The sequence below is a fragment of the Moorella naiadis (nom. illeg.) genome, from assembly GCF_051020825.1.
GTDB lineage: Bacteria > Bacillota > DSM-521 > Neomoorellales > Neomoorellaceae > Neomoorella > Neomoorella naiadis.
Map to the genome: position 1 here is coordinate 1 of NZ_JAXGFQ010000040.1, position 19,297 is coordinate 19,297.

General features: G+C 48.8%; 24 protein-coding genes, 1 tRNA gene and 1 pseudogene. 15 read left to right on the forward strand and 11 right to left on the reverse strand.

Translation table 11 applies throughout. From position 1 onward, the window contains the following. Window positions 1-302 precede the first annotated feature (302 nt). A complete protein-coding gene (locus tag SDD30_RS16040) occupies window positions 303-1,133 on the forward strand; it encodes a DUF3991 domain-containing protein (protein WP_434075944.1) in 831 nt (276 codons plus the stop codon). A 94-nt stretch (window positions 1,134-1,227) separates the two neighbouring features. On the opposite strand, the gene SDD30_RS16045 is transcribed toward SDD30_RS16040, so the two are convergent. The 3 genes from SDD30_RS16045 to SDD30_RS16055 form a co-directional block, all read right to left on the reverse strand. After that, window positions 1,228-1,386, reverse strand: coding sequence for a type II toxin-antitoxin system HicA family toxin (locus tag SDD30_RS16045; RefSeq protein WP_434075945.1), 159 nt, complete (start codon window positions 1,384-1,386; stop codon window positions 1,228-1,230). A 21-nt stretch (window positions 1,387-1,407) separates the two neighbouring features. Beyond that, on the reverse strand, window positions 1,408-1,635 hold the full coding sequence (locus SDD30_RS16050) for a type II toxin-antitoxin system HicB family antitoxin (protein ID WP_434075946.1): 228 nt from the start codon (window positions 1,633-1,635) through the stop codon (window positions 1,408-1,410). A gap of 652 nt (window positions 1,636-2,287) precedes the next feature. Then, window positions 2,288-2,713, reverse strand: a complete 426-nt coding sequence (locus SDD30_RS16055; protein ID WP_434075947.1) for a hypothetical protein — start codon at window positions 2,711-2,713, stop codon at window positions 2,288-2,290. A gap of 142 nt (window positions 2,714-2,855) precedes the next feature. Between SDD30_RS16055 and SDD30_RS16060 the strand changes: the two genes are divergently transcribed. Both SDD30_RS16060 and SDD30_RS16065 read left to right on the forward strand, forming a co-directional pair. Beyond that, window positions 2,856-3,077 (forward strand): hypothetical protein, encoded by a 222-nt coding sequence (locus SDD30_RS16060; protein WP_434075948.1) that lies wholly within the window; start codon window positions 2,856-2,858, stop codon window positions 3,075-3,077. Between the two features lie 33 nt (window positions 3,078-3,110). After that, window positions 3,111-3,806, forward strand: a complete 696-nt coding sequence (locus SDD30_RS16065; protein WP_434075949.1) for a helix-turn-helix domain-containing protein — start codon at window positions 3,111-3,113, stop codon at window positions 3,804-3,806. Between the two features lie 668 nt (window positions 3,807-4,474). On the opposite strand, the gene SDD30_RS16070 is transcribed toward SDD30_RS16065, so the two are convergent. Then, window positions 4,475-4,891 carry a helix-turn-helix domain-containing protein gene (locus SDD30_RS16070; protein WP_434075950.1) on the reverse strand — a complete coding sequence of 139 codons (417 nt, stop codon included), beginning with the start codon at window positions 4,889-4,891 and terminating at the stop codon, window positions 4,475-4,477. A gap of 683 nt (window positions 4,892-5,574) precedes the next feature. Here SDD30_RS16070 and SDD30_RS16075 point away from each other — a divergent pair. From SDD30_RS16075 to SDD30_RS16105, 7 genes are all read left to right on the forward strand, one after another. After that, window positions 5,575-7,419 (forward strand): stalk domain-containing protein, encoded by a 1,845-nt coding sequence (locus SDD30_RS16075; protein WP_434075951.1) that lies wholly within the window; start codon window positions 5,575-5,577, stop codon window positions 7,417-7,419. A gap of 23 nt (window positions 7,420-7,442) precedes the next feature. Then, on the forward strand, window positions 7,443-8,540 hold the full coding sequence (locus SDD30_RS16080; protein WP_434075952.1) for a hypothetical protein: 1,098 nt from the start codon (window positions 7,443-7,445) through the stop codon (window positions 8,538-8,540). A gap of 131 nt (window positions 8,541-8,671) precedes the next feature. After that, window positions 8,672-10,183 (forward strand): copper amine oxidase N-terminal domain-containing protein, encoded by a 1,512-nt coding sequence (locus SDD30_RS16085; protein WP_434075953.1) that lies wholly within the window; start codon window positions 8,672-8,674, stop codon window positions 10,181-10,183. Between the two features lie 97 nt (window positions 10,184-10,280). Continuing rightward, a complete protein-coding gene (locus SDD30_RS16090; protein ID WP_434075954.1) occupies window positions 10,281-10,829 on the forward strand; it encodes a hypothetical protein in 549 nt (182 codons plus the stop codon). A gap of 152 nt (window positions 10,830-10,981) precedes the next feature. Next, window positions 10,982-11,218 (forward strand): helix-turn-helix domain-containing protein, encoded by a 237-nt coding sequence (locus SDD30_RS16095; protein WP_434075955.1) that lies wholly within the window; start codon window positions 10,982-10,984, stop codon window positions 11,216-11,218. A 23-nt stretch (window positions 11,219-11,241) separates the two neighbouring features. After that, on the forward strand, window positions 11,242-12,600 hold the full coding sequence (locus SDD30_RS16100) for a hypothetical protein (RefSeq protein ID WP_434075956.1): 1,359 nt from the start codon (window positions 11,242-11,244) through the stop codon (window positions 12,598-12,600). 436 nt (window positions 12,601-13,036) lie between these two features. Beyond that, window positions 13,037-13,411 (forward strand): hypothetical protein, encoded by a 375-nt coding sequence (locus tag SDD30_RS16105; protein WP_434075957.1) that lies wholly within the window; start codon window positions 13,037-13,039, stop codon window positions 13,409-13,411. A 676-nt stretch (window positions 13,412-14,087) separates the two neighbouring features. Here the strand turns inward: SDD30_RS16105 and SDD30_RS16110 are convergent. Beyond that, window positions 14,088-14,213 carry a histidine kinase gene (locus SDD30_RS16110; RefSeq protein ID WP_434075958.1) on the reverse strand — a complete coding sequence of 42 codons (126 nt, stop codon included), beginning with the start codon at window positions 14,211-14,213 and terminating at the stop codon, window positions 14,088-14,090. 106 nt (window positions 14,214-14,319) lie between these two features. On the opposite strand from SDD30_RS16110, the gene SDD30_RS16115 reads away from it, so the two are divergent. Further along, window positions 14,320-14,769, forward strand: a complete 450-nt coding sequence (locus tag SDD30_RS16115) for a PaaI family thioesterase (RefSeq protein ID WP_434075959.1) — start codon at window positions 14,320-14,322, stop codon at window positions 14,767-14,769. Window positions 14,770-14,871: 102 nt separating this feature from the next. Next, window positions 14,872-14,959, forward strand: a tRNA-Leu gene (locus SDD30_RS16120). A gap of 133 nt (window positions 14,960-15,092) precedes the next feature. Here SDD30_RS16120 and SDD30_RS16125 read toward each other — a convergent pair. The 6 genes and pseudogenes from SDD30_RS16125 to SDD30_RS16150 form a co-directional block, all read right to left on the reverse strand. Further along, window positions 15,093-15,857: a site-specific integrase gene (locus tag SDD30_RS16125; protein WP_434075967.1), complete on the reverse strand. Its 765-nt coding sequence runs from the start codon at window positions 15,855-15,857 to the stop codon at window positions 15,093-15,095. Window positions 15,858-15,902: 45 nt separating this feature from the next. Then, window positions 15,903-16,034 (reverse strand): annotated as a pseudogene (locus SDD30_RS16130) (N-terminal phage integrase SAM-like domain-containing protein); the annotation flags it as partial. A gap of 15 nt (window positions 16,035-16,049) precedes the next feature. Next, the gene (locus SDD30_RS16135; RefSeq protein ID WP_434075960.1) at window positions 16,050-16,265 is read right to left on the reverse strand and encodes a hypothetical protein; all 216 of its coding nucleotides are present in this window, start codon (window positions 16,263-16,265) and stop codon (window positions 16,050-16,052) included. Window positions 16,266-16,346: 81 nt separating this feature from the next. After that, a complete protein-coding gene (locus tag SDD30_RS16140) occupies window positions 16,347-16,559 on the reverse strand; it encodes a hypothetical protein (RefSeq protein ID WP_434075961.1) in 213 nt (70 codons plus the stop codon). A gap of 13 nt (window positions 16,560-16,572) precedes the next feature. Continuing rightward, window positions 16,573-17,028 carry a type II toxin-antitoxin system VapC family toxin gene (locus SDD30_RS16145; protein ID WP_434075962.1) on the reverse strand — a complete coding sequence of 152 codons (456 nt, stop codon included), beginning with the start codon at window positions 17,026-17,028 and terminating at the stop codon, window positions 16,573-16,575. Window positions 17,029-17,035: 7 nt separating this feature from the next. Then, entirely contained in the window at window positions 17,036-17,266 is a 231-nt protein-coding gene (locus SDD30_RS16150) for a helix-turn-helix domain-containing protein (protein WP_434075963.1), read from the reverse strand. A gap of 174 nt (window positions 17,267-17,440) precedes the next feature. Between SDD30_RS16150 and SDD30_RS16155 the strand changes: the two genes are divergently transcribed. The 3 genes from SDD30_RS16155 to SDD30_RS16165 all read left to right on the forward strand — a co-directional run bounded on the left by SDD30_RS16155 (window position 17,441) and on the right by SDD30_RS16165 (window position 19,223). Beyond that, complete coding sequence (locus SDD30_RS16155; protein ID WP_434075964.1) at window positions 17,441-17,665, forward strand: hypothetical protein; 225 nt, start codon at window positions 17,441-17,443, stop codon at window positions 17,663-17,665. A 381-nt stretch (window positions 17,666-18,046) separates the two neighbouring features. Then, entirely contained in the window at window positions 18,047-18,433 is a 387-nt protein-coding gene (locus SDD30_RS16160) for a hypothetical protein (RefSeq protein ID WP_434075965.1), read from the forward strand. 196 nt (window positions 18,434-18,629) lie between these two features. Next, window positions 18,630-19,223, forward strand: coding sequence for a J domain-containing protein (locus SDD30_RS16165; RefSeq protein WP_434075966.1), 594 nt, complete (start codon window positions 18,630-18,632; stop codon window positions 19,221-19,223). Window positions 19,224-19,297 lie beyond the last annotated feature (74 nt).

Sequence of the window (19,297 nt, forward strand, 5' to 3'; positions counted from 1 at the left end):
ATTCGCCATGATGGCAAATATTCCTGCTATATTATGTCGATTTGGAAGGATTTTTAGGGGGTTTTTGCACCGGAATCTTTAATATAATATAACAACGGTAAACGCCAAATTGTAAGGTTGTTAAATTACAATGTTGCAGGGTTGTAATATTGTGTTGTAGCATTGCAGCGTTGTAACATTGTAAAGTTGCATGACTCTAAGAAAGTCCTCCTTTGCGGGGCTGGAAGGAAAAAGCTGGAGGTGACGATGTGGCATTTCCATTTAGTCAAGAGGAAATTTGCCAGGCTCGACGGGTTAACCTTGTGAGCTACTTACGAGCCCGAAATTATCCCCTGCATTACGAAGGGAGTGGCAACTGGCGACTTCCAGGTTTTGGAGGCGTTGTGGTCCAGGGAAATCATTTTTACTGGTTCGCCATTGGCAAAGGTGGCAACGCAGTTGACTTCGCCACAATGGTTTGGGGGTTATCCTTCGAAGAAGCCATAACTGAACTCTTAGGTCAACCGGGTCAACATCAATCACTCGAGCCTATTCACCAACCCCATGCCGACCATGAATTTCGCCTGCCTGAGCGCGCCCCCGACAACCGACGGGTTGCCGCCTACTTGACCAAGACCCGGGGCCTGCCATCTTCTTTTGTGGGCTGGCTCTTTGCCAAAGGCTTGCTGTTCCAGGATGGGAAAGGTAACTGTGTTTTCCCCTGCTATGACCAGGCTGGGCGCCCCCGAGGGGCCTTCCTGCGTGGAACAGCCTCAAATTTCAAGGGCATGGCCCCTGGCAGTAATGGCCGTTATCCCTGGCACTACCCCCCGGAAACGCAGGGCCGGCTGGTGGTGGCCTGCGAAAGCCCCATCGACGCCCTCTCCCTGGTCAGTTTGAAGCCCTACCTTCAGGACCACCACCTGGTAAGCTTGAACGGGCTCCGGTGGGAGGCACTGGCCACGTTTCTGGGGGAATGGCAGAAGATAAAGACGGTAATTTTGGCCTTTGACGGCGATAAGCCCGGCCAGACGGCGGCAGAGGAATTCGGGGTAAGGCTTAAGGCAATGCAATATAAAGTAGCGCTCCTCCTGCCACCAGCTGGAGTAAAGGACTGGAACGCAGCCTTGTTGCTTTCCCGCCAGGAACGCTAACATCGCCCGGGCCGGTTTTCTTCTTCCAGCCCTGCCCTTTAAAGCGCCCGCGAAGCGGGCGCACAAGCTGGCCAACTTAAAGGTTTGGTAGTAGCTAAAGCAGCTCAATCAATTCCTCGACTGTAAGCCCTGCCTGCCTCAGGATACTCTTAAGGGTCTTGGGCGGCAATATCTCTTTAGAGTGGACCGCAACAGTGACGAGCCCTTTCCCGGGGCGATACAGTTGGTAATGGCTGCCCTCAATATTTACCACTACAAATACGTGGTAACCTGGTCACGTAATATTCACCATTACCTCGTCAATATCCACATCTCCTTCCGGCACGGGCTCACCAATCAGCTTCAGGCCTTTGATATGGCCCTGGATGGCCTCCTGTGCCCTCTCTAGTGCTACCTCTCTGGTGTGGCCATAGGTGAAGCACCCTGGCAATGCCGGCACGGATACATGATAGGCATTGGCCTCCCTGTCCCACTCCAGGATGACCTTGAACCCACGTTGCATATTACGCACCTCCTCTCGCCCTGGCAGTACCAGGGGTAAACGCCCCGTGAGGGAGGTTCTTTTGACCAGAAAAGGCCTGCAATTCCTTCCACGTGGCAGCGTAGCGGCGGAGGGAGTTACTGAAAGTTTGAGGGGATTGCGGGTTCCGGTAGCCTCGCAGAAGAAAACGGATCTCCCGCAGGGTGTACCCTTGCTCCAACAGGCAAAAGACTTTTGACTTCAAACTCCCGGGTATGAGGTTGTATTTCCGGGCTACCGCTAAAAGTTGCTCATCGGTAAACTCCATACTGTATATGCCCCTTTCTTTTACAGAAACTGGACATGTCCCAGCTATAATACCGGGATATCCCGAACGCACATCGCCTTACCCTGATTCTAAGCGAATTCGGCCGGGACTGCAAGTAGGATACGAACCGATGGACGGTCAATGATTTTCCTAATGACAACAAAAATGATTCTACTTGCCACTCCCTGGCACTAAGGTCTCCAGGGGTGGGGAAATGCGGCTCCGGACCTGATTTTCAACCTGTCCGGGGAGCGTCTAAGGCGTAAGCAAAATCCCCCACGGAGGCCCGCGGAGCGAAGCGGAGCGGGCCGGAGAAGACAAGCATGCCTGGCTTAGGCCGCTCCTCTTTCTGGCCGCAAATAGCCCCTAGCGCAGCAGCCTGACGGCCCGGCGCACTGCTTCAGAGGCTAAGATATTTTTTGTCTTACAGTAATCCTGGAGCTTGTCAAAGGTGGCCTGGTCCAATCGGACGGTGATGGTCTTCTTCTTGGGCTGGGGCGCGCGTGGTCTGCCGCGCCCCAGAGGCTTGCGGCGCGGACGGCCCTTTTTGTCCAGCTCCACATCCAGGTAGCCGTCGCGCCGGTAGAAGCGCTCGTTCTCCCGGACAAGCCCGGCCCACAGGGCTGGGGCCTCTTCCTCCAGGCGCTGGCGTGTTTCCACCCGCCGGCGTTTTTCCTCTTCGGTCAGGTGACGGACTACGGTCTGGTTGCCCACCTGGACGAACTGCCCCGGTAGCTGCTGAAGCAGTAGGCGCAGGAGGTCCTCGCTGGTGTGGCAGCGAGCTTCGGCCATGGGCGGATACCCCTTTTATTTATTGTCTTACGAAAATCATACCACCCCCGAGTCCGCCCATCAATATATGTACGACAAAAAATAATCCAGTATATGGTCGGTTAATCCATGCTATAATTACTAGCGAAGGAGGCGAACACAGATGACCGGTGAATTTTCAAATCTCTGTTCCTGTAAGCTCGTGAATCTGCGGCGCGAGGGCGATGAAATCATCGCCGAACTGCGTTGCATGGTTCAGGAAGAGGCCGGCGCGGTGCCGGAAGCCGGCGCAGCCGTGTCCCTGGAGGAGAAAGCTATAAATGCGCCGGTAACGAAGATTCTGAAGCAGGAAAGCGAGGCGTCGTTGCAACAAAGGAAGGAATAAAATCCTTCCCAGTTTTGTCCCGGAGGGATTGAAATGGATGTCTTGACCCTGCTAAAAAAAGAAAATCGGCCTATGCGACCGGCGGAAATTGCGAAGGCCTTGAAAAAGACCCCGGAGGGGGTGCGTTCCCGACTTTGCCGGCTGGCGAAGGAGGGGGTCGTTGCCAGGACCTCGGAGGGCTACTACATCCCATCTGACGATGCTCAGGATGAGACCTCCTGGCTTAACCCGGGGCCACGGCCTAATAACGGTGTGCCAGGCAACGGCAGGCAACGTTGCCTGGGCAACGGTAAGGCAACGGAGGCAGGCAACACTTACCCCTCGGAAACTGCCTTTGATAAACATAACATTCGGCAAAAGTTGACGGCCCAGCCGGAGTTGGAACCGCCATCGCCACCACCCGATCCTGTCATGGACGCGGCCCTTGAGCCCGTTAACCGGAGGCTTGAGGTGATGGCGGCGTCCCGAATAGCCGAAGTGATGGAGCCTGCCCCGGCCCCGGCGGAAGCGGCGCTGGCCTGCTTCTGCAAGATGGCCCTGAATCAAATGGCGGCTGCCATTCAGGCAAATAACGGGATTTTTCAGGGTTTCTTCAGACCGGAACCGGAACCGCCTTCTCTTTACCTGCTGGCGGCTGACGCGCTGGTCCGGCAGCGGCTGGCGGAAACGATTGTTAAAAATTTGCTTCCAAATATTTCTCATGGGCCAGGAACATTTTTTAATCTTTAATCTTTATTTCCCATCTTTACTCTTTTTCCTTTTTCCCTTTCCCATTCTCTTCCCTCTTTCCCCTTTTCCCTTTTTCCTTTCTTCAAAAAAAATTTCCAAAAAAAAATTCAACATTAATCGTTCTATACCAGTATTTACCATTTAACATAAGACGTGTTTTGTTAACTGGAATTTTACAGTTATTATGGTATCTTTTACAAAAATTTTTTTTTAAAACGATCAACCCTTAAATCCTATCCTGCATTCCGGTGAAATGCCATATAGGAAAAAGTTTCTACCTGTGCGGTTGTACGTACCACAATTTCCCATAGGATCGTAGTTAACCGTTCCCTACATTAGATTGCATCATCTTCATTGATTATCTGGGCCGAAACGCAACGCTCACGTCGCCAGTCCCGCCTCAAAGAATAGAAAAAAATCATTTTAGCGGTTAGATGCTCTTTCTTTGCTATTACTATAGCCGATATTTACAGTCTCACTCGGGTAACGTCGCCATATATGGTATATAATGGTACGCCTAACCGCACAGGTCGAAAAGTTTTCTTTTGGTATATAAACAGCCAAATGTAAAGGGTAAATAGAGAGATCTCTCTAATGCATTTTTGGGTGTCCACCCTTTTTTCATCTATGGGGACCATCTTTCCTCTCGCTCTATATCGGGTGGTTCTTCAACTTTCGCTAACCTCATAGCGTTTAATTAGGGCGACAAAATCTCGCACAAGGCTTATTTGCCCCTTACTGCAGCTCCGGAGAAGTACTTCCATTTCTTTGGCTACTTGCTCATCAGGAGAGGACAACAGTCCGGCATCTTCATCTATTGCCTCCACGATAGCCGCCAGGGAAACTTTAAGGACGGCGGCCAGGCGTTCCAGCACCTCAAGGCTTGGAAGTCGCATACCCGCTTCAATTTTCGCCACATAGGTTGGATGGAGATCAGCATGTTCAGCTAACTGCTCCTGAGTCAAGCCCCGGGATTGCCGTAACGTCCGCAAACGGGCCCCTAGCCTAAGCCGCCTTTCATTCACGTTCCCACCAGCCTTGCTCCATGATATTTTAACTGCCTGAGCCAAAGTATATCGCAGCACTCAATTTTTATTTTCCTAGACCATCAGGCAAGAAGGAATAGCCTGGTGGTCTGTCGAATAAGACTATTAGTCAGTACCGTTAGTCTATAAGTCTTTAAATTTGGTTGTTGTCAGCAAATAGCCTGCAGGAGGTTGTAGCCATGGGGTTTTCTAGCAAAGAAACGTTTGTATTTTTAATTTTTGCTTGCAGTCTTTTATTTTTCCTTTTGTGGGGATTCATGGGTTTAATGGTTTTTGGGTTGGGGACGGATCACAGAAGGGGAGAAGAGAATAGAACAGCAAAAAAACACGAAGGAGACAGATAATCAAAAGAATAGAACAAGGTTTGTAAAGCAGAGAGGCGGAAGTAAAAGCGAAGCGAAGACGAGGGAAGAGACGGGGACTTGGCCCGTCTCTTCCCGTAACAGGCAATACGTTAAAAATTTTTTAAAAAAGTACCACTACTTTACTTCACAGTTAACAAGAATGGATTAAAATGGTGCATAGAAGATAATGTTGGTAAGAAAGTGGTATATTTTGGACAACGACTTTTTGACGATCAAAGAGGTGATTGCTATCTAAAAATTTCAAGAAATACCATCATGCGTCTTTTAAAAGCGAATAAATTGTCCTATTACCGTTTCGGCAAATAAATCCGGAACAGGAAGGCGGATCTGGAAAAATCCAGGGGGGGAGTGAGGTAAATGAAAACCAGGATACTTGCCTTTCTGGTGTCTTTAGTGACGCTTGTGTTTTCGTTCGCCGTACCTTCAAGGGCGGCGGGACAAACGGCTATATTCACCATCGGGAGCACGACTTACACCGTCAACGGGCAGCAGTTCTCTATGGACGTGGCCCCGTACACTAAGGACGGCCGGACCTTCGTTCCCGTAAGGTACGCTGCCCTGGCCCTGGGCGTCACCCTGGAAAACATCCTGTATGAAGACGACAAAGTTACCCTGATTAAGGGCAATAAGGCCGTCCAGTTGGCCATCGGCAGCAACGTCATGCTGAAAAACGGTAATGCCATCATCATGGATGTTGCTCCGGAAATTGTCAACGGCCGGACCATGATTCCTTTCCGATGGATTGCCCGGGCCCTGGACGCCGGAGTAGACTGGAATCCTGAAAGCCAGCAGGTGGTCATTTCTTTTTCCGAAGGTCAATCCGTCATTCAAACTAATCCGACTACCATTATCAACCAGCTTACTGTCGAGGTACCCCAAGCACCGACAGGACTCTATGTAAAAAGTATTTTCCCGGAAAGTGTTTTCAACCACTACCATATAACCCTTTCATGGAACACCGTAAATGACGCGACCGCATATAGGATATATAGTACAGCTTCATGGATACCTAACAATAACTTTAGTTTTATTGAAACAAAGATAAATAGTTATACCGGCACCTATGCGGGTAACTTAGGAAGACCTGGTAATTGGGAGTTTTATGTTACTGCCGTAAATTCAGCCGGGGAAAGCCCACCAAGCCAAATAATACAGGTAACCCCGCCTCCATGGGGAGTAAATCAAGAAAATTCTTCGCAAACACCCAGTTCAGGAACCTCTATTAACAACATGACAAGTCCTCTCACATTACCGAATGCCACCTTACCGGATGCGACCGTAGGCCAGCCATATAGCTACACCTTTAACGCCAGTGGCGGGACATCACCTTATACTTACCAAATAACGCAAGGCGCTTTTCCCCAAGGATTAACACTGTCCAGTAACGGGACAATTAGCGGTACACCAAATATCCCAGGCACATATTATTTTACCGTAACCGTGACAGATTCGGCCGGAGCAACGATCACAAATAGTTTTTCAATAAATGTTCAGTCCAACGTAGTTACTTTGCCCCCTCTGAGCTATCCCAGCAACGTTGAAATAATCCGAAATACCTACACCTGGACATATGAGGGGAAGCAGTTTAGTTGGACAATAGATGTACCGTTCTCAATATTAGAACAGGAGGCATTCTATCAAATACCTAGCCTCATGCGTAAGCAAGAATCAATAATCAATGCCTTAAAAAGCATTTTCGGAGCAGGAATTACGGAAGAAAAAGTACCAAACCTTTTAATTCATGATAGAACCTCTTCTCAATACATCAGTAGCGTAGCAAATATATTAAATCAAACTGCCATAAGCCAGGGTTACGACCTTTTTCACGAAGCTGAATTTATTGCCAGCTTTGTACAATCAATTCCGTACCGATTGGTAAATGAAAACACCGAATATCCACCACAGGTAATTGCTAACGGTGGTGATTGTATAAATAAATCAACTTTGTTAGCAGCTATTTTGCATAGCCTTAATTACCCTGTTTGCGTCTTATCTTTTGATTCAACGCCTAAAGGACCCCATGCTGCTACTGGCATCGGATTGCCGTGGCCTACCATTCCAAAAGATAGAAGCAACCTTGTCTATTACTCCTATAAAGGCATAAATTACTATTTCTGTGAATCTACAGTGCCAGGGTGGAATATTGGAGTAACATGGATTCCCGCAAACTATCCTAACCCGAAAATTTGTCCAGTCTCATGACGCTTTAGAGGGGAGCAACGGGAATGCATATCAGACTTGAAGACTTGGATCCGGAGACAAAAAAGAAGATATTGCAGCTTTTAAACCAGGAGACAATGGAAAGCACAGCGGTTATGCAGGTCCCAGATAAAAAGAAGATGGAAGATACTGAGGTTATGCGGGATGATGAAAAAAAGGAAAAACTGCGGGCTCGGGATTCCGCATGGGGCCTTGCTCTTCTCGGCGCATTGCTGGTGGTACTGGTGGCGTTTTACATAGGGGCAATGATTGCCCGGAATGGGATGGCCTGGCGGTCGCAGGCGATTGCCCAGGCAAGGCAAGCCTATACTGCGCTGGTTCAACCTGTATCAGCGCAGGCACCACAGCAGGTCAGGCCGCAATTACCTGCCCTGCAGATTTACTCTCCTGTTGAGAATGCCCGGATTCATTCTTCTACGCTGGCTGTCAACGGCCGGACAGAACCGGGGACAGCTATCAGGCTGAAAACGGCATGGGCTGGCGAAGTCCCGTTAACCCCTGACCATGCGGGGAACTTTTCTTATTCCCTTGCGCTGCCTTTGCAGCCAGTGAAGGAAATCTCCATTATCGCCACCAATGGAGGCGGCAGCACGACTAAGACTATTCACCTGGACGACCCGGCTGTTCAAATCCCGCAAACATACTACCAGGTAACCAGCCCCTACGGGCATTATCAGAACACATCTGCGGATCTGAACAGTTTCTTAAACAGGTTTCGCCTTCCACGTAAATACGAAAAAAATATCTTTGACTGCTCCGATTCTTCCGCCATGCTCCAGTGGGCGCTGACCATCTCCGGCTTTAAGGCGTCCATAGTCACTGGCCCGTGCCCGTGGGACAAAACCCTTGGGGAACACGCCTGGGTAATTGTCCACACTATCGACCACACAGTTGCTGTGGAGGCGACGGCCTTGACAAAGAGAGGGTTTCTACAGGAGCTCTTCAGCTGGTCAACGCCCGGCGTGATTTACTCCAACAACCCTTATGCGGCGAACTATTACGGGGGTTACACCAAGGAGTTCCCGGATATCTATGCGGCAACGCGGACATACGGTAGTATCAAGGAGTGGGAATGGTGGGCAGGAGAATGGGGATTCAAGTAAGCGACAGCTTCTGGCACAAGAGCGGGCCCTACAGCTCCAATTTGCGGCTTAAAACTACTAGCTGATGAAAAAGTTTACGCTTTAACAACGTGGATCAATGGGGGAAGAAACTGAACATGGGGGCGAACTAAATGAAAGCCAAAATACTTGCCTTTCTCCTATCTTTGGTCGTTTTGGTCGGAATTTTATCTTTATTGCCTCTACCTTTAAGAGCGGCGGGACAAACGGCAATATTCACCATCGGGAGCATAACTTACACCGTCAACGGGCAGCAGTTTTCTATGGACGTGGCCCCGTACACCAAGGACGGCCGGACCTTCGTTCCCGTAAGGTATGCTGCCCAGGCCATGGGCGTCACCCCGGAAAACATTCTATACACCGGCGGTAAAGTCATCCTGCTCAAAGGCAATAAGGTTGTCCAGTTGACCATCGGCAATTACGTCATGCTGAAAAACGGTAATGCTATCATAATGGATGTGGCCCCGGAAATTGTCAACGGCCGGACCATGATTCCTTTTCGATGGATTGCCCAGACCCTGGACGCCGGGGTGGACTGGAACCCTGAAAGGCAGCAGGTGGTTATATCTTTTTCCGACAATCAGCCTGGCAATCAGCCTATACCTCTTACCCAGCCTTCCGCGCAAGTGCCAGCAGCCCCCACAGGATTACAGTTGGTTACAGAGAATTGTGCCGATTACGGAGGCGCGGTTGTAAAAATAAACCTCTTTTGGAATCCCGTTGAAAATGCCACGGCTTATAAAGTATATTGGTATACATGGCTACCGGAAATCGAGTCGTGGAGTGGGCACCTGTGGACCACGGTTCAAGGAACCCGCTACGTTTCGGAAGTTATTGGTGACAATACGCTTTATTTTTATGTAACAGCAATAAATTCGGTCGGGGAAAGCCCACCCAGCCAAACGGTGCAGATAATAGCCTTACCCCCGCTGCGTTACCACAGCGGTGTTAAAACGGTCCGAAACACCTACGCTTGGGAGTATGAGGGAAAGCAGTTTTGCTGGACTATTGAGGTGCCTGAGACTACGCTTAAGTACGAGGAGGCAGAAAAAATCGTCAAGTTCCCTTTGTGGATCTTGTTTCAGCAAGGAAATCCTTTAACGTGGCTTGGCAGCCTGGCGTTAACCGGCTCCCCTTTCAAGGTCCCCATAGATATCCTGACCACCATGCTGGTGCGGGACAAGACAAGTTCAGAGTATATCGGCTATGTGGCTGACCGCTTAAACCAGGCGGCCATAAGCCAGGGTTACGATACTTTCCACAGGGCGGAATTCATCGCCGCTTTTGTTCAGTCGATACCTTACAAAATCGTTCCTTCCAACACTGAGTACCCACCCCAGGTTATCGCCAACGGCGGCGACTGCATCAACAAGTCCGTGCTGCTGGCGGCCATACTTAAGAAGCTCAGTTATCCTGTGGTCATTCTGGGCTTTTGGGGGCATGCCGCAGTGGGCGTGGGCTTTTCCTCGGACCAGATCCCGCCCGATAGGGCAGGATCTGGCCTTTGTTACTACCCGTATCAGGGCGTCAACTACTACTTCGTTGAGACTACTGCCACCGGATGTAAAATCGGTGAGTCAACCGTTTCTGACAACGAGAAACCAACGTTCTATGAGATTCTCTGAGGCGCGTATTAAATTTCCTTCCCCCAGGGGAAAATGTGCAGCCAAGAAGGTACAAGAAGGTAGATGGCATTAACAAAGCACGAAGGAAGGGAAAAAGATGGGTGGTGAACCCGAAGAAATCAAAGAAAGAATCGTAAATGCAATAGTAAATGCAACACGTCCAAAGTATTCAATTTGGCATGCCAATAAATGGCATTGGCATATTGAGGACATCGACCTTAAAGGCCCAGCCAATTTAGCAATATATGTTATACACATTATTTGGACTAGATATGGTGGATTGTTTAACAAGCCAAAGGAATGGCGTCATTACATTATAAGAGTCAGAGCAAAGGATGCAACTGTTATTAGTGTAAAAGAGATGGATATTTGCCCATTTTGTGATGAATTGATTAGTGTTAATGCTACACGTTGTCCATATTGTAGGAGTAACCTCGGAAACGACGCTTGCGGCGATTGGGAAGTCGATGAGGATGATAGTGAGGAAGACGATTGGGAAGAAGGTGATGAAGACGAAGAAGAGGACGAGGACGGGGACGAAGAGATATATATTTTCGATGCTCCCCAAGGATGGAGTTCCAAGAGACAACGGGTCTATGGAGGGCTAGATGAAGAATTTATAAAACGGTACACGAAGAAAGAATAGGCTTTTACATAATCGGGACTCGCATTGGCACAGGTGTCGATATTGGCTCTCCTACTCCAACCGCCTCGCGCTTGCGATAGAAGAGTGCTACAGCGAAATCTATATTGCTAACTGGGCCGTTGCATAGTACCCTATAGCTGGAGGTGATCCCTTTGGAGATACTCACAGCCAAGGAAGCAGCCAAAATGTTGAAGATAAGCGAGTATACCCCCCTGCGGAAGTATGCCAAGAAGGGCAAGATACCGGCCCATAAAATCGGTAACCAGTGGTGCTTCTCCAAGGAAGAGCTTCTGGACTGGTTTCACGCTGCCAACCTAGATGTTCTGGCCGAGGAAGCCGAAAAGGAGTATAGGAGCGAGCAAACCATTCGGTTGTGGTCTGAGAGGTAGGCCAGGATGTGGGGGTGGCTTTTATGCCCTTGAAGTTTGAGGATCTTGACACAGAAACACGGAAGCGTATCCAGGGCCTTCTAAACATGCAGGAAGGCCAAAGGAAAGAGGATGGGGCCAGGGTGGTGGGTAGCCATCCGGCACAGTGCCCTCAAGGGCATAGCGCTGCCATAATGGTCTGGAGCGATGGCACAGTAGAGCTAGTATGTCCGACCTGCGGCCGCCGTGGGCTTTCCGAAGGGGAAGAGGTAAGGGCATCCCAGGAGATCCAGCCCTCTGCCAGTAGGAGGCAGGAATCTGGCCTTCTAGAAGATACCAAACCCCTGCCAGCCATGGAAGAGATATCTGCGGCCCTGGAGGAAACCCGACCCCTCAACCTGCCTTCGGCTAAAGGCGGCAAAGAAAAAAGCCAGCCCGAACCAAGCGAAGAAAAGGAAAGACTGCGGGCCCGGTATTCGGCATGGGGTCTCGCTCCTCTCGGCGCGTGGCTGGTGTTGCTGGTGGCGTTTTACGTAGGGGCGTTTATTGCCCGTAACGGGATGGCCTGGCGGTCGCAGGCGATTACCCCCCAGGCAAGGCAGGCCTATACTGCGCTGGTTCGACCTGAATCAGCGCAGGTACCACAGCAGGTCAGGCCGCAATTACCTGCCCTGCAGATTTACTCTCCTGTTGAGAATGCCCGGCTTCATTCTTCTACGCTGGCTGTCAACGGCCGGACAGAACCGGGGACGGCTATCAGGCTGAAAACGGCATGGGCTGGCGAAGTCCCGTTAACCCCTGACCATGCGGGGAACTTTTCTTATTCCCTTGCGCTGCCTTTGCAGCCAGTGAAGGAAATCTCCATTATCGCCACCAATGGAGGCGGCAGCACGACTAAGACTATTCACCTGGACGACCCGGCTGTTCAAATCCCGCAAACATACTACCAGGTAACCAGCCCCTACGGGCATTATCAGAACACATCTGCGGATCTGAACAGTTTCTTAAACAGGTTTCGCCTTCCACGTAAATACGAAAAAAATATCTTTGACTGCTCCGATTCTTCCGCCATGCTCCAGTGGGCGCTAACCATCTCCGGCTTTAAGGCATCCATAGTCACCGGCCCGTGCCCGTGGGACAAAAACCTTGGGGAACACGCCTGGGTAATTGTCCATACTATCGACCACACAGTTGCTGTGGAGGCGACGGCCTTGACAAAGAGAGGGTTTCTCCAGGAGCTCTTCAGCTGGTCAACGCCCGGCGTGATTTACTCCAACAACCCTTATGCGGCGAACTATTACGGGGGTTACACCAAGGAGTTCCCGGATATCTACGCGGCGGTCCGGGCGTACGGTAGTGCCAAGGAGTGGGAATGGTGGGCAGGAGAATGGGGATTCAAGTAATTAATATCTCTGGCATAAGGCCGGGATTCAGGTGGTGATTCGCAATGAGGTGGAAGCCAGCGGTCTGCTTTGCGAAATGCTGCCTTGTTACATCAATGCCCCTGTATCTGCTACAGGGGTTTTTCGTTTAAGATGTGGGCAGGACGGCTTTAATGGCTTGTCTGCAGGCCTTAGAGGCCCAATTTTACGGCTTAAAACTACCGGCTAAGGGGTTTTTACTTACCTGCCGCCAGACCGGCCCAAAACGGCCTTTAAATGTGTCTGGTGTAAAGTCCTTTCGGTCAAGCCCGCTCCAGGCTTTTCTTTTTGCCGTCTTTTGACCGGCTCGTTAAATAATCAAGGAATAATCCATCGAATATTTCAACTTGACCGTTTTTATGGATACCGTTTATAATATCTATGAGAAAAAATTAATCCTGTAGCAAGGGGGAAGTGCATGGCCTGCATAGTTTGGAAACCCTTAGTTAGCGGCTACTATGCTTATCTTGAGACCTGCCTTTACGACCGGGAAAAGAAGAGACCCAAATCGAAGGGCGTCTACCTGGGCAGCACGCCGGAGAAGGCGGCGGCCAAACTGAGGCGGTTAGTCCCGGACGAAGCCGAGTATTCCCGTCTGGTGGCGGAGCTTTACCGGAAACGGCCTGCCGGTAAGCCTCCGCAGGACGAAGTGGGAAAGGCGGCCAGGGAACTTGCCAGGTTAAAGGGTAAGTACCAAAATGAGCGAGTGCAGGCGGCCGTAAACGCAGCCCTGGCAATTTTGGAAGGGGGAAAAAATGATGGACGTGATGGAAGAAATGAAACGGAAGCTTGACAGGATTATCTTGCTGTCCTGGGTCACTTTGGGTATTTCGGGACTGGTCTTGGCCAAACTTATTCTAAGTCTGGTTAAACTGTTTTGATAGGAGGTGCTGGACAATGGCAAAGCACGGCTACGGGGAAGAAGCGATTATTGGGCATAAAAATATCGGCAATTGGATGGCGCAGGCATTTATCTGCTACAGATCGGACGAAGCGAATCACCAAATATTTTGAGACCCGGCAGGAAGCGGCAGCCAACAGCCCTATTCCTGGCAAGGTGGGAATCTCGTTTATGATCTTCAAAATGTTTTACAATCACTCCGGCCCGCAGTTCAAATATCGGCGGTCATCCTTGCGATGCCGTGGGAGCAATTTGGGAGCAAACACCTCAAAATTAATCCTAAAATGACCCATTTTCATCCTGGAAGATACTAACAACATCAGTCAGGACAAAGCTTTGCAAACTTCGCTAATCTATACAAACGGCCCTTTCCGGTCTGCAAAACCGCTATGCGCCGGTTCAAATCCGGCCCGCGCCTCCAGGTTGGTCAAACTTAAAAAGCCATCTTGCTTGACAGCAGGATGGCTTTCTTATTTTATTTAACACCAACAGAGTTTGGCCCCTTTTCCCGGAAAAATAATGGGCCACAACGGCATGGCGCTCTAGCCAGAAGTTGACATAGGAAGGGCTAACTGTTAGGATGTAATTGTTCCTTTTTTTGCTGGCAGAGCAATTCCTCCAGTTCCTCTTCCAGGTCTTCCAGCTGCTGAAACATGGACGGTTTCAGGGAGTGGGCCGGAAAACGCCGCTTCAAATCCGCAATTTCCTCTTGCAACCGGTCGATACGTTCCTGTAAACTAGATATAGGAACCCCCTCCTCACCTGATTTTGAACTCAATTATAGCAAAAGGGGTGGCACCATGGAAGGGGATTTTTTCTGGCCTGAAGGTATGGGTACGGATAAATGGCGCTCCTTTGTATTACCTGAGAATCCCCTGGCCAAATTCCTGGGAATCAAGATCACCCGGATAGAGCAGGGCCGGAGTGTGGTAGAGTTAAAGGTGTTGCCCAGGCATCTTAATCCCTGGCAAACCCTCCATGGCGGTGTCTACGCAGCCCTGGCCGACCTGGCCATGGGTACTGCTGTACGGACTACCGGCAAAAAAGCGGTGACCCTGAACCTGCAGGTGGGTTATCTGCGGCCGGTAAAAGCTGGCCAGGTGGTTACCTGCCGGGGGATGGTCATCCATAACGGTGATACAGTCGTTGTTACCGAAGCCAGGATGGCGGTGGCCGAACGACCGGTGGCTACCGCCGGGGGCATCTTTTATGTGCAGGAAAAATGCTTGGCCTGCGCTCCCGGTGCCTAAGAATAACTGCCCACGTTGTACTTCCCGAAAAACAACGTCATTTTACCCTGACATTTTAGTATTGAATAACCCGGCGACTCTATGATATAATATGTTTTGCTTGCGAGAGTGGCGGAATTGGCAGACGCCCGAGACTTAAAATCTCGTGGACCTTTGGTCCGTGCGGGTTCAAGTCCCGCCTCTCGCACCAGGAAAATCAAGGCCCGAAGGGCCTTTTAAAGATAAAGCGGTTTTACAATTTATGGTTGATTGACTGCTATCTTACTGCTATTTGCTTCAGAAGGCATGAAAAACCGAGGTGGCGGCCCCGGTAATATTGGATGTTACTTTATGGTCCCTTCCTTTATGGAAGGGTTTTCTTTTGATCGCAGCAAACCGTCAATCCTTTCAGCCGCCTTCTCCTGTAGCCCCGGCAGGATATGGGAATAAATGTCCAGGGTTATGCTAACCGTGGAGTGGCCCAATCTTTCTTGAACGACTTTGGGATGAACACCCTCAAGAAGTAGTAAAGTAGCGTGGGTGTGCCGCAGGTCATGCAGCCGGATATGCGGCAAGCCAGCCTTATCCAGCAAGCGGTTGAAGTGATCGGCAAACCCTTTAGGATCACGAGGCCTGCCGTTTTCCACAGGGAAAACCAGGTCGTGGTCTTCGTAGTCAGAACCGAAAATGAGTTTATTCTGGTTCACCCATGCCTTATGTCGTTTCAATGCGGCGACTACGCTCGGCGGCAAAGGTATTTGCCTCCGGCTCTTTTCGGTTTTCGGCTCTTCGAATTTAAAACCTTCCCTTGTGCGTATCAGTGACTGGCGTACCTGAAGAGTGCCTTTCTGCAAATCAAGGTCCTGCCAGCGCAAACCTAATATTTCACCCCGCCGCAGGCCCGTTCCTAAAGCCAGCAAAAACGCCGGGTAAAGAGTATCCCCCTTGGCTGTCTCCAGCAGCCGCTTAACTTGCTCGGGGTTTAGCGGTTGGACCTTCTTTTTCGGATGCCGCGGCGGTTTAGCGGCCTCAACCGGATTCTGTAGAATTAACCCGCTCTCCCTTGCCTGACTCAAGGCCTCGTGGAGAACAACATGGATATAGCGCACCCTGGTCGGCGATAAACCGCTTTCGAGTTTAGATGCATAAAGCCGTTGTGTATCAGCCGGTTGGAGTTTCTTCAGCGGCATACTACCCAAAGTAGGAATAACGTGGAGCCTTAAAACCGTTTCGTAGCTTTCCCATGTGCTCTGCCGCAAATGGGGCTTTGCATAATCAGTAAGCCAGCGATTTAGCCATTACTAGACGGTAATTTTCGACGGCTCAATAAAGCCGCCATTTTGCTGCTGGTAAAGGGCCTGGGTCAGTTTTTCCAGGACCTCCTTTTTACTCTTGCCGTAAAGGGTTAACCTTCTCTGCTTCCCCTCATGGTCAATGCCTACAGTTATTTGCGCCGTCCAACGCCCGTCAGGCCGCTGGTAAACCGTTCCTTCCCCGTGGCCTCTCCTTTTCGGCATCATTATTCCCTTATTTTACCATATTTACCATTTATATCGTTTGGTGCAAGGCCTCTTAAAATTTATGGTTAATAGAAAACATTACCGGCGTGATAAAGAGGCCTTGTAGGCCATTGTAGAGGCTTGTAGGGAATCAGTCTTTGATTCGGCCTTTATAGCTCGCATAAGATGAAGTTCAAACATCATCTCGTCATCTGGAAACTCCTGCCTGACTGCCTTCGCCAAGCGATCAAAATCAGCGGCGTTTATCCCTGTGGACTTAACGACCTTCTCAACATCAAAATAGGTAAACATTTAAGGCACCTCCTTATAGTTCTGGTGGAGCGATAATTTCAATCGGCTTGTAACCTTCTTTAAGGTTTACCAGGTTTACTAAACGCCGGGTCTTTACTTTTACCAGATGCCGGAAATTCCAGCTTATCAGATAGTCTATGCCGTTAACGCTCGCTACAGCGATATGATAAGCGTCATCTTCATATTTGGCCGGAATTATACCTTCAGCTACATATTTCCCGGCTAACGACAAAACCTCATCATTCAAGGCCAGTACTTCAAAACCATCTACCAGGGTAAGGAGCATGGCTTTAAGATCCGTATTGAATACGTTCCCTAACTCTTCCAGGACTAGGGGAGAGATATAAACCCTATATCCCTGCAATTTAAGCCACAACTCCCTTGTTAATTCCTGGCGTTTGGGGTCACGGCTATCATAATATGCACTTGGTACAGAAGTATCCAGGTAGACGCTCTCTTTTACGCCCATTCTTCCATTACTCCTTGTCACCGGCTTTACCGTTTTCCGGTACGTAGACCAGCAGGTCCCCCGGCTGGCAGTTGAGGAATGAACAGAGTTTATCCAGGACGGCGTAATCGACTCTTTTTACTCGATCATGATAAAGGGTAAGAACGGTATTCTTGGCAAGTCCCGTTCCTCTAGCGACATCAATCATTTTTAATCGGCGTTCGCCTAGAATAGCTGATAAACGGCATGTAATAGCCATAACATCACCTCCAATACTATACTACCATATTTAACACTTAAGCGCAAGCAGAAAAGAAATTATCGTGTTATAATGAGAAAAAAGCTCTTGACAATGGTAATTCTATTTGGTATATTGGTAGCAAGAGATGAGCTTAAAGCTCATCTACAAAAACCTACAAGGAGGTTTTCTTCAATGGTAAAGGTAATGTCGCAGGAAGAGATTATGGATGTAGTGACGCGGAAATTGGATAGTGTTTGGGAAAAGCTTCTTGCAACATTAAGGCCAGAGCAAATTGGTGATCTTGAACTTACCGACTTACAAAAATCTTTATGGTACAGGTATAATGACCTGGAAGAAATTTTGCATGTACTTGAAACCGGCAATTGGTGTTATGCTGATGAAAATGTGCTTCCTTAAAAGTGTGACATGGCGGCCAGGCCTGAAAACCTGGCCGCTTTTTTATTCTACAAAGTTGGTCGATTGTATAGTGATCACCAAGTATACACTATATCTGCTCAACCCTTTTATTATGCCACAGGTGAAGCGGGCGATCGGCGACGATGCCGAACGCTATTAATGGTATACTGGTATAAGCTAGCGGTAATGGTAATTGTTACCGAGTGGGTTGGGTATCCCGGTCCGAGCCAAGGGTGGCCAGGGAGTGCCTATTTAAAACCCTTCCTCTCCATACACATCCGGGTTACAAGGGAACCCCCGTTGACATAAGTAATATTTTGCGGTATGGGCAGGAATTACTACATCAATATAGAACATCCCAGCTATGAGGTAAAAATCAACATGCTGGGCTGGATGGTGAGACTGTTGCAAGGCAGATCCAACGCGCAACTATTTTTAGATGATAGAAATGCTGAGGCAGCTGCTCAAACACTGTTAGAAGCGGAATTTTTGGAGTTTGAAGGTCGGAAATCACCTCATCATACCCCCGTCGATTTTGTTACAAATCGGCCAACGGGAGGATTATATTGCATTTCAACCGTCCGAGTTCCACGTGGTGGGTACCAAACAGCTATGTTTAACCCAAAAAAGTTTTTATGGGCTTTTCGTCGTCCGCTATTCCGTATCGATGAAGTCACATATTATCACGATGCAGTTTCTGGGGCGGTGCGACCAAACCCAAACCCTTTTAATGCTTTGAAGAATCATATCGTCGCAATGCTTTGGTAGCTGAAGAACACCCTTCGGATTGGCCAAAGGGTGCTTACATGGTGACTATTTGGGATGATCTAGAAAACGTGGCATGGGAAAAGCATGCTTCTAAGTTCCTCGAACTAAAATTGGACTGGCAGTCACGGAATGTAGGTGTAAAAGAATACAGCAAGCAATATATTTCGCTATATTTGGAGGTACGCAGGCAATATTTGTGTACATTGCCAACGAAATAATTTTATTCCATCCAGTTATAACTATAAAAATCTTACCTGTGTTTACCTGTTTTATTTTTAGTGGTAGGTGGTTTATAAAAGTGCAGCATTTTATTAATTATTATGAAGTACTTCAGGTAAGTCCTAATGCCAGTCAAGAAATAATAGAAGCGGCTTATAAGCGACTTGCAAAAATGTACCACCCGGACGTGGGTGGCAATGAACAAAAAATGAAATTATTAAACGAGGCTTATGAAGTATTAAGCAATCCAATTAACAGGAAAGCCTATGATGAAAAGTATTATGAAGAACTGGGCTCAAATAAGTTTAGCAGTTCTCAGTCTTTTACATATGAAAACCCACATGAATCCCACAACCAGAGCGATTCTACAAACAACATACCCAACAAAAAAGTTATTTATTCATGTTCCTGGGGTGCTGCTGTATTTTCAGTAATTTATCTTTTGGCAATGCGAGTTTACAAAAATTACCGGGCTTCAATATGGTTGTTAATAATGGTCGTTGGAATTTTTCTTAAGGCCTCTAAAAACTCTTGGTCAGAAATAGGCGGCTTGCTTAATTTTATATCCTGATTCTGGTGCAAGAACCCCAAAATAACTAACTCATGCCAGGTACGCAATCGCTCTTTGACATCAAAAATGGCATT

Coding starts and splice junctions, on each gene's coding strand:
- SDD30_RS16050 (WP_434075946.1), bottom strand. CDS start 1,635: ATGCAACGTGGGTTCAAGGTCATCCTGGAGTGGGACAGGGAGGCCAAT.
- SDD30_RS16055 (WP_434075947.1), bottom strand. CDS start 2,713: ATGGCCGAAGCTCGCTGCCACACCAGCGAGGACCTCCTGCGCCTACTG.
- SDD30_RS16060 (WP_434075948.1), top strand. CDS start 2,856: ATGACCGGTGAATTTTCAAATCTCTGTTCCTGTAAGCTCGTGAATCTG.
- SDD30_RS16065 (WP_434075949.1), top strand. CDS start 3,111: ATGGATGTCTTGACCCTGCTAAAAAAAGAAAATCGGCCTATGCGACCG.
- SDD30_RS16075 (WP_434075951.1), top strand. CDS start 5,575: ATGAAAACCAGGATACTTGCCTTTCTGGTGTCTTTAGTGACGCTTGTG.
- SDD30_RS16080 (WP_434075952.1), top strand. CDS start 7,443: ATGCATATCAGACTTGAAGACTTGGATCCGGAGACAAAAAAGAAGATA.
- SDD30_RS16085 (WP_434075953.1), top strand. CDS start 8,672: ATGAAAGCCAAAATACTTGCCTTTCTCCTATCTTTGGTCGTTTTGGTC.
- SDD30_RS16090 (WP_434075954.1), top strand. CDS start 10,281: ATGGGTGGTGAACCCGAAGAAATCAAAGAAAGAATCGTAAATGCAATA.
- SDD30_RS16100 (WP_434075956.1), top strand. CDS start 11,242: ATGCCCTTGAAGTTTGAGGATCTTGACACAGAAACACGGAAGCGTATC.
- SDD30_RS16105 (WP_434075957.1), top strand. CDS start 13,037: ATGGCCTGCATAGTTTGGAAACCCTTAGTTAGCGGCTACTATGCTTAT.
- SDD30_RS16115 (WP_434075959.1), top strand. CDS start 14,320: ATGGAAGGGGATTTTTTCTGGCCTGAAGGTATGGGTACGGATAAATGG.
- SDD30_RS16135 (WP_434075960.1), bottom strand. CDS start 16,265: ATGCCGAAAAGGAGAGGCCACGGGGAAGGAACGGTTTACCAGCGGCCT.
- SDD30_RS16140 (WP_434075961.1), bottom strand. CDS start 16,559: ATGTTTACCTATTTTGATGTTGAGAAGGTCGTTAAGTCCACAGGGATA.
- SDD30_RS16145 (WP_434075962.1), bottom strand. CDS start 17,028: ATGGGCGTAAAAGAGAGCGTCTACCTGGATACTTCTGTACCAAGTGCA.
- SDD30_RS16150 (WP_434075963.1), bottom strand. CDS start 17,266: ATGGCTATTACATGCCGTTTATCAGCTATTCTAGGCGAACGCCGATTA.
- SDD30_RS16155 (WP_434075964.1), top strand. CDS start 17,441: ATGGTAAAGGTAATGTCGCAGGAAGAGATTATGGATGTAGTGACGCGG.
- SDD30_RS16160 (WP_434075965.1), top strand. CDS start 18,047: ATGCTGGGCTGGATGGTGAGACTGTTGCAAGGCAGATCCAACGCGCAA.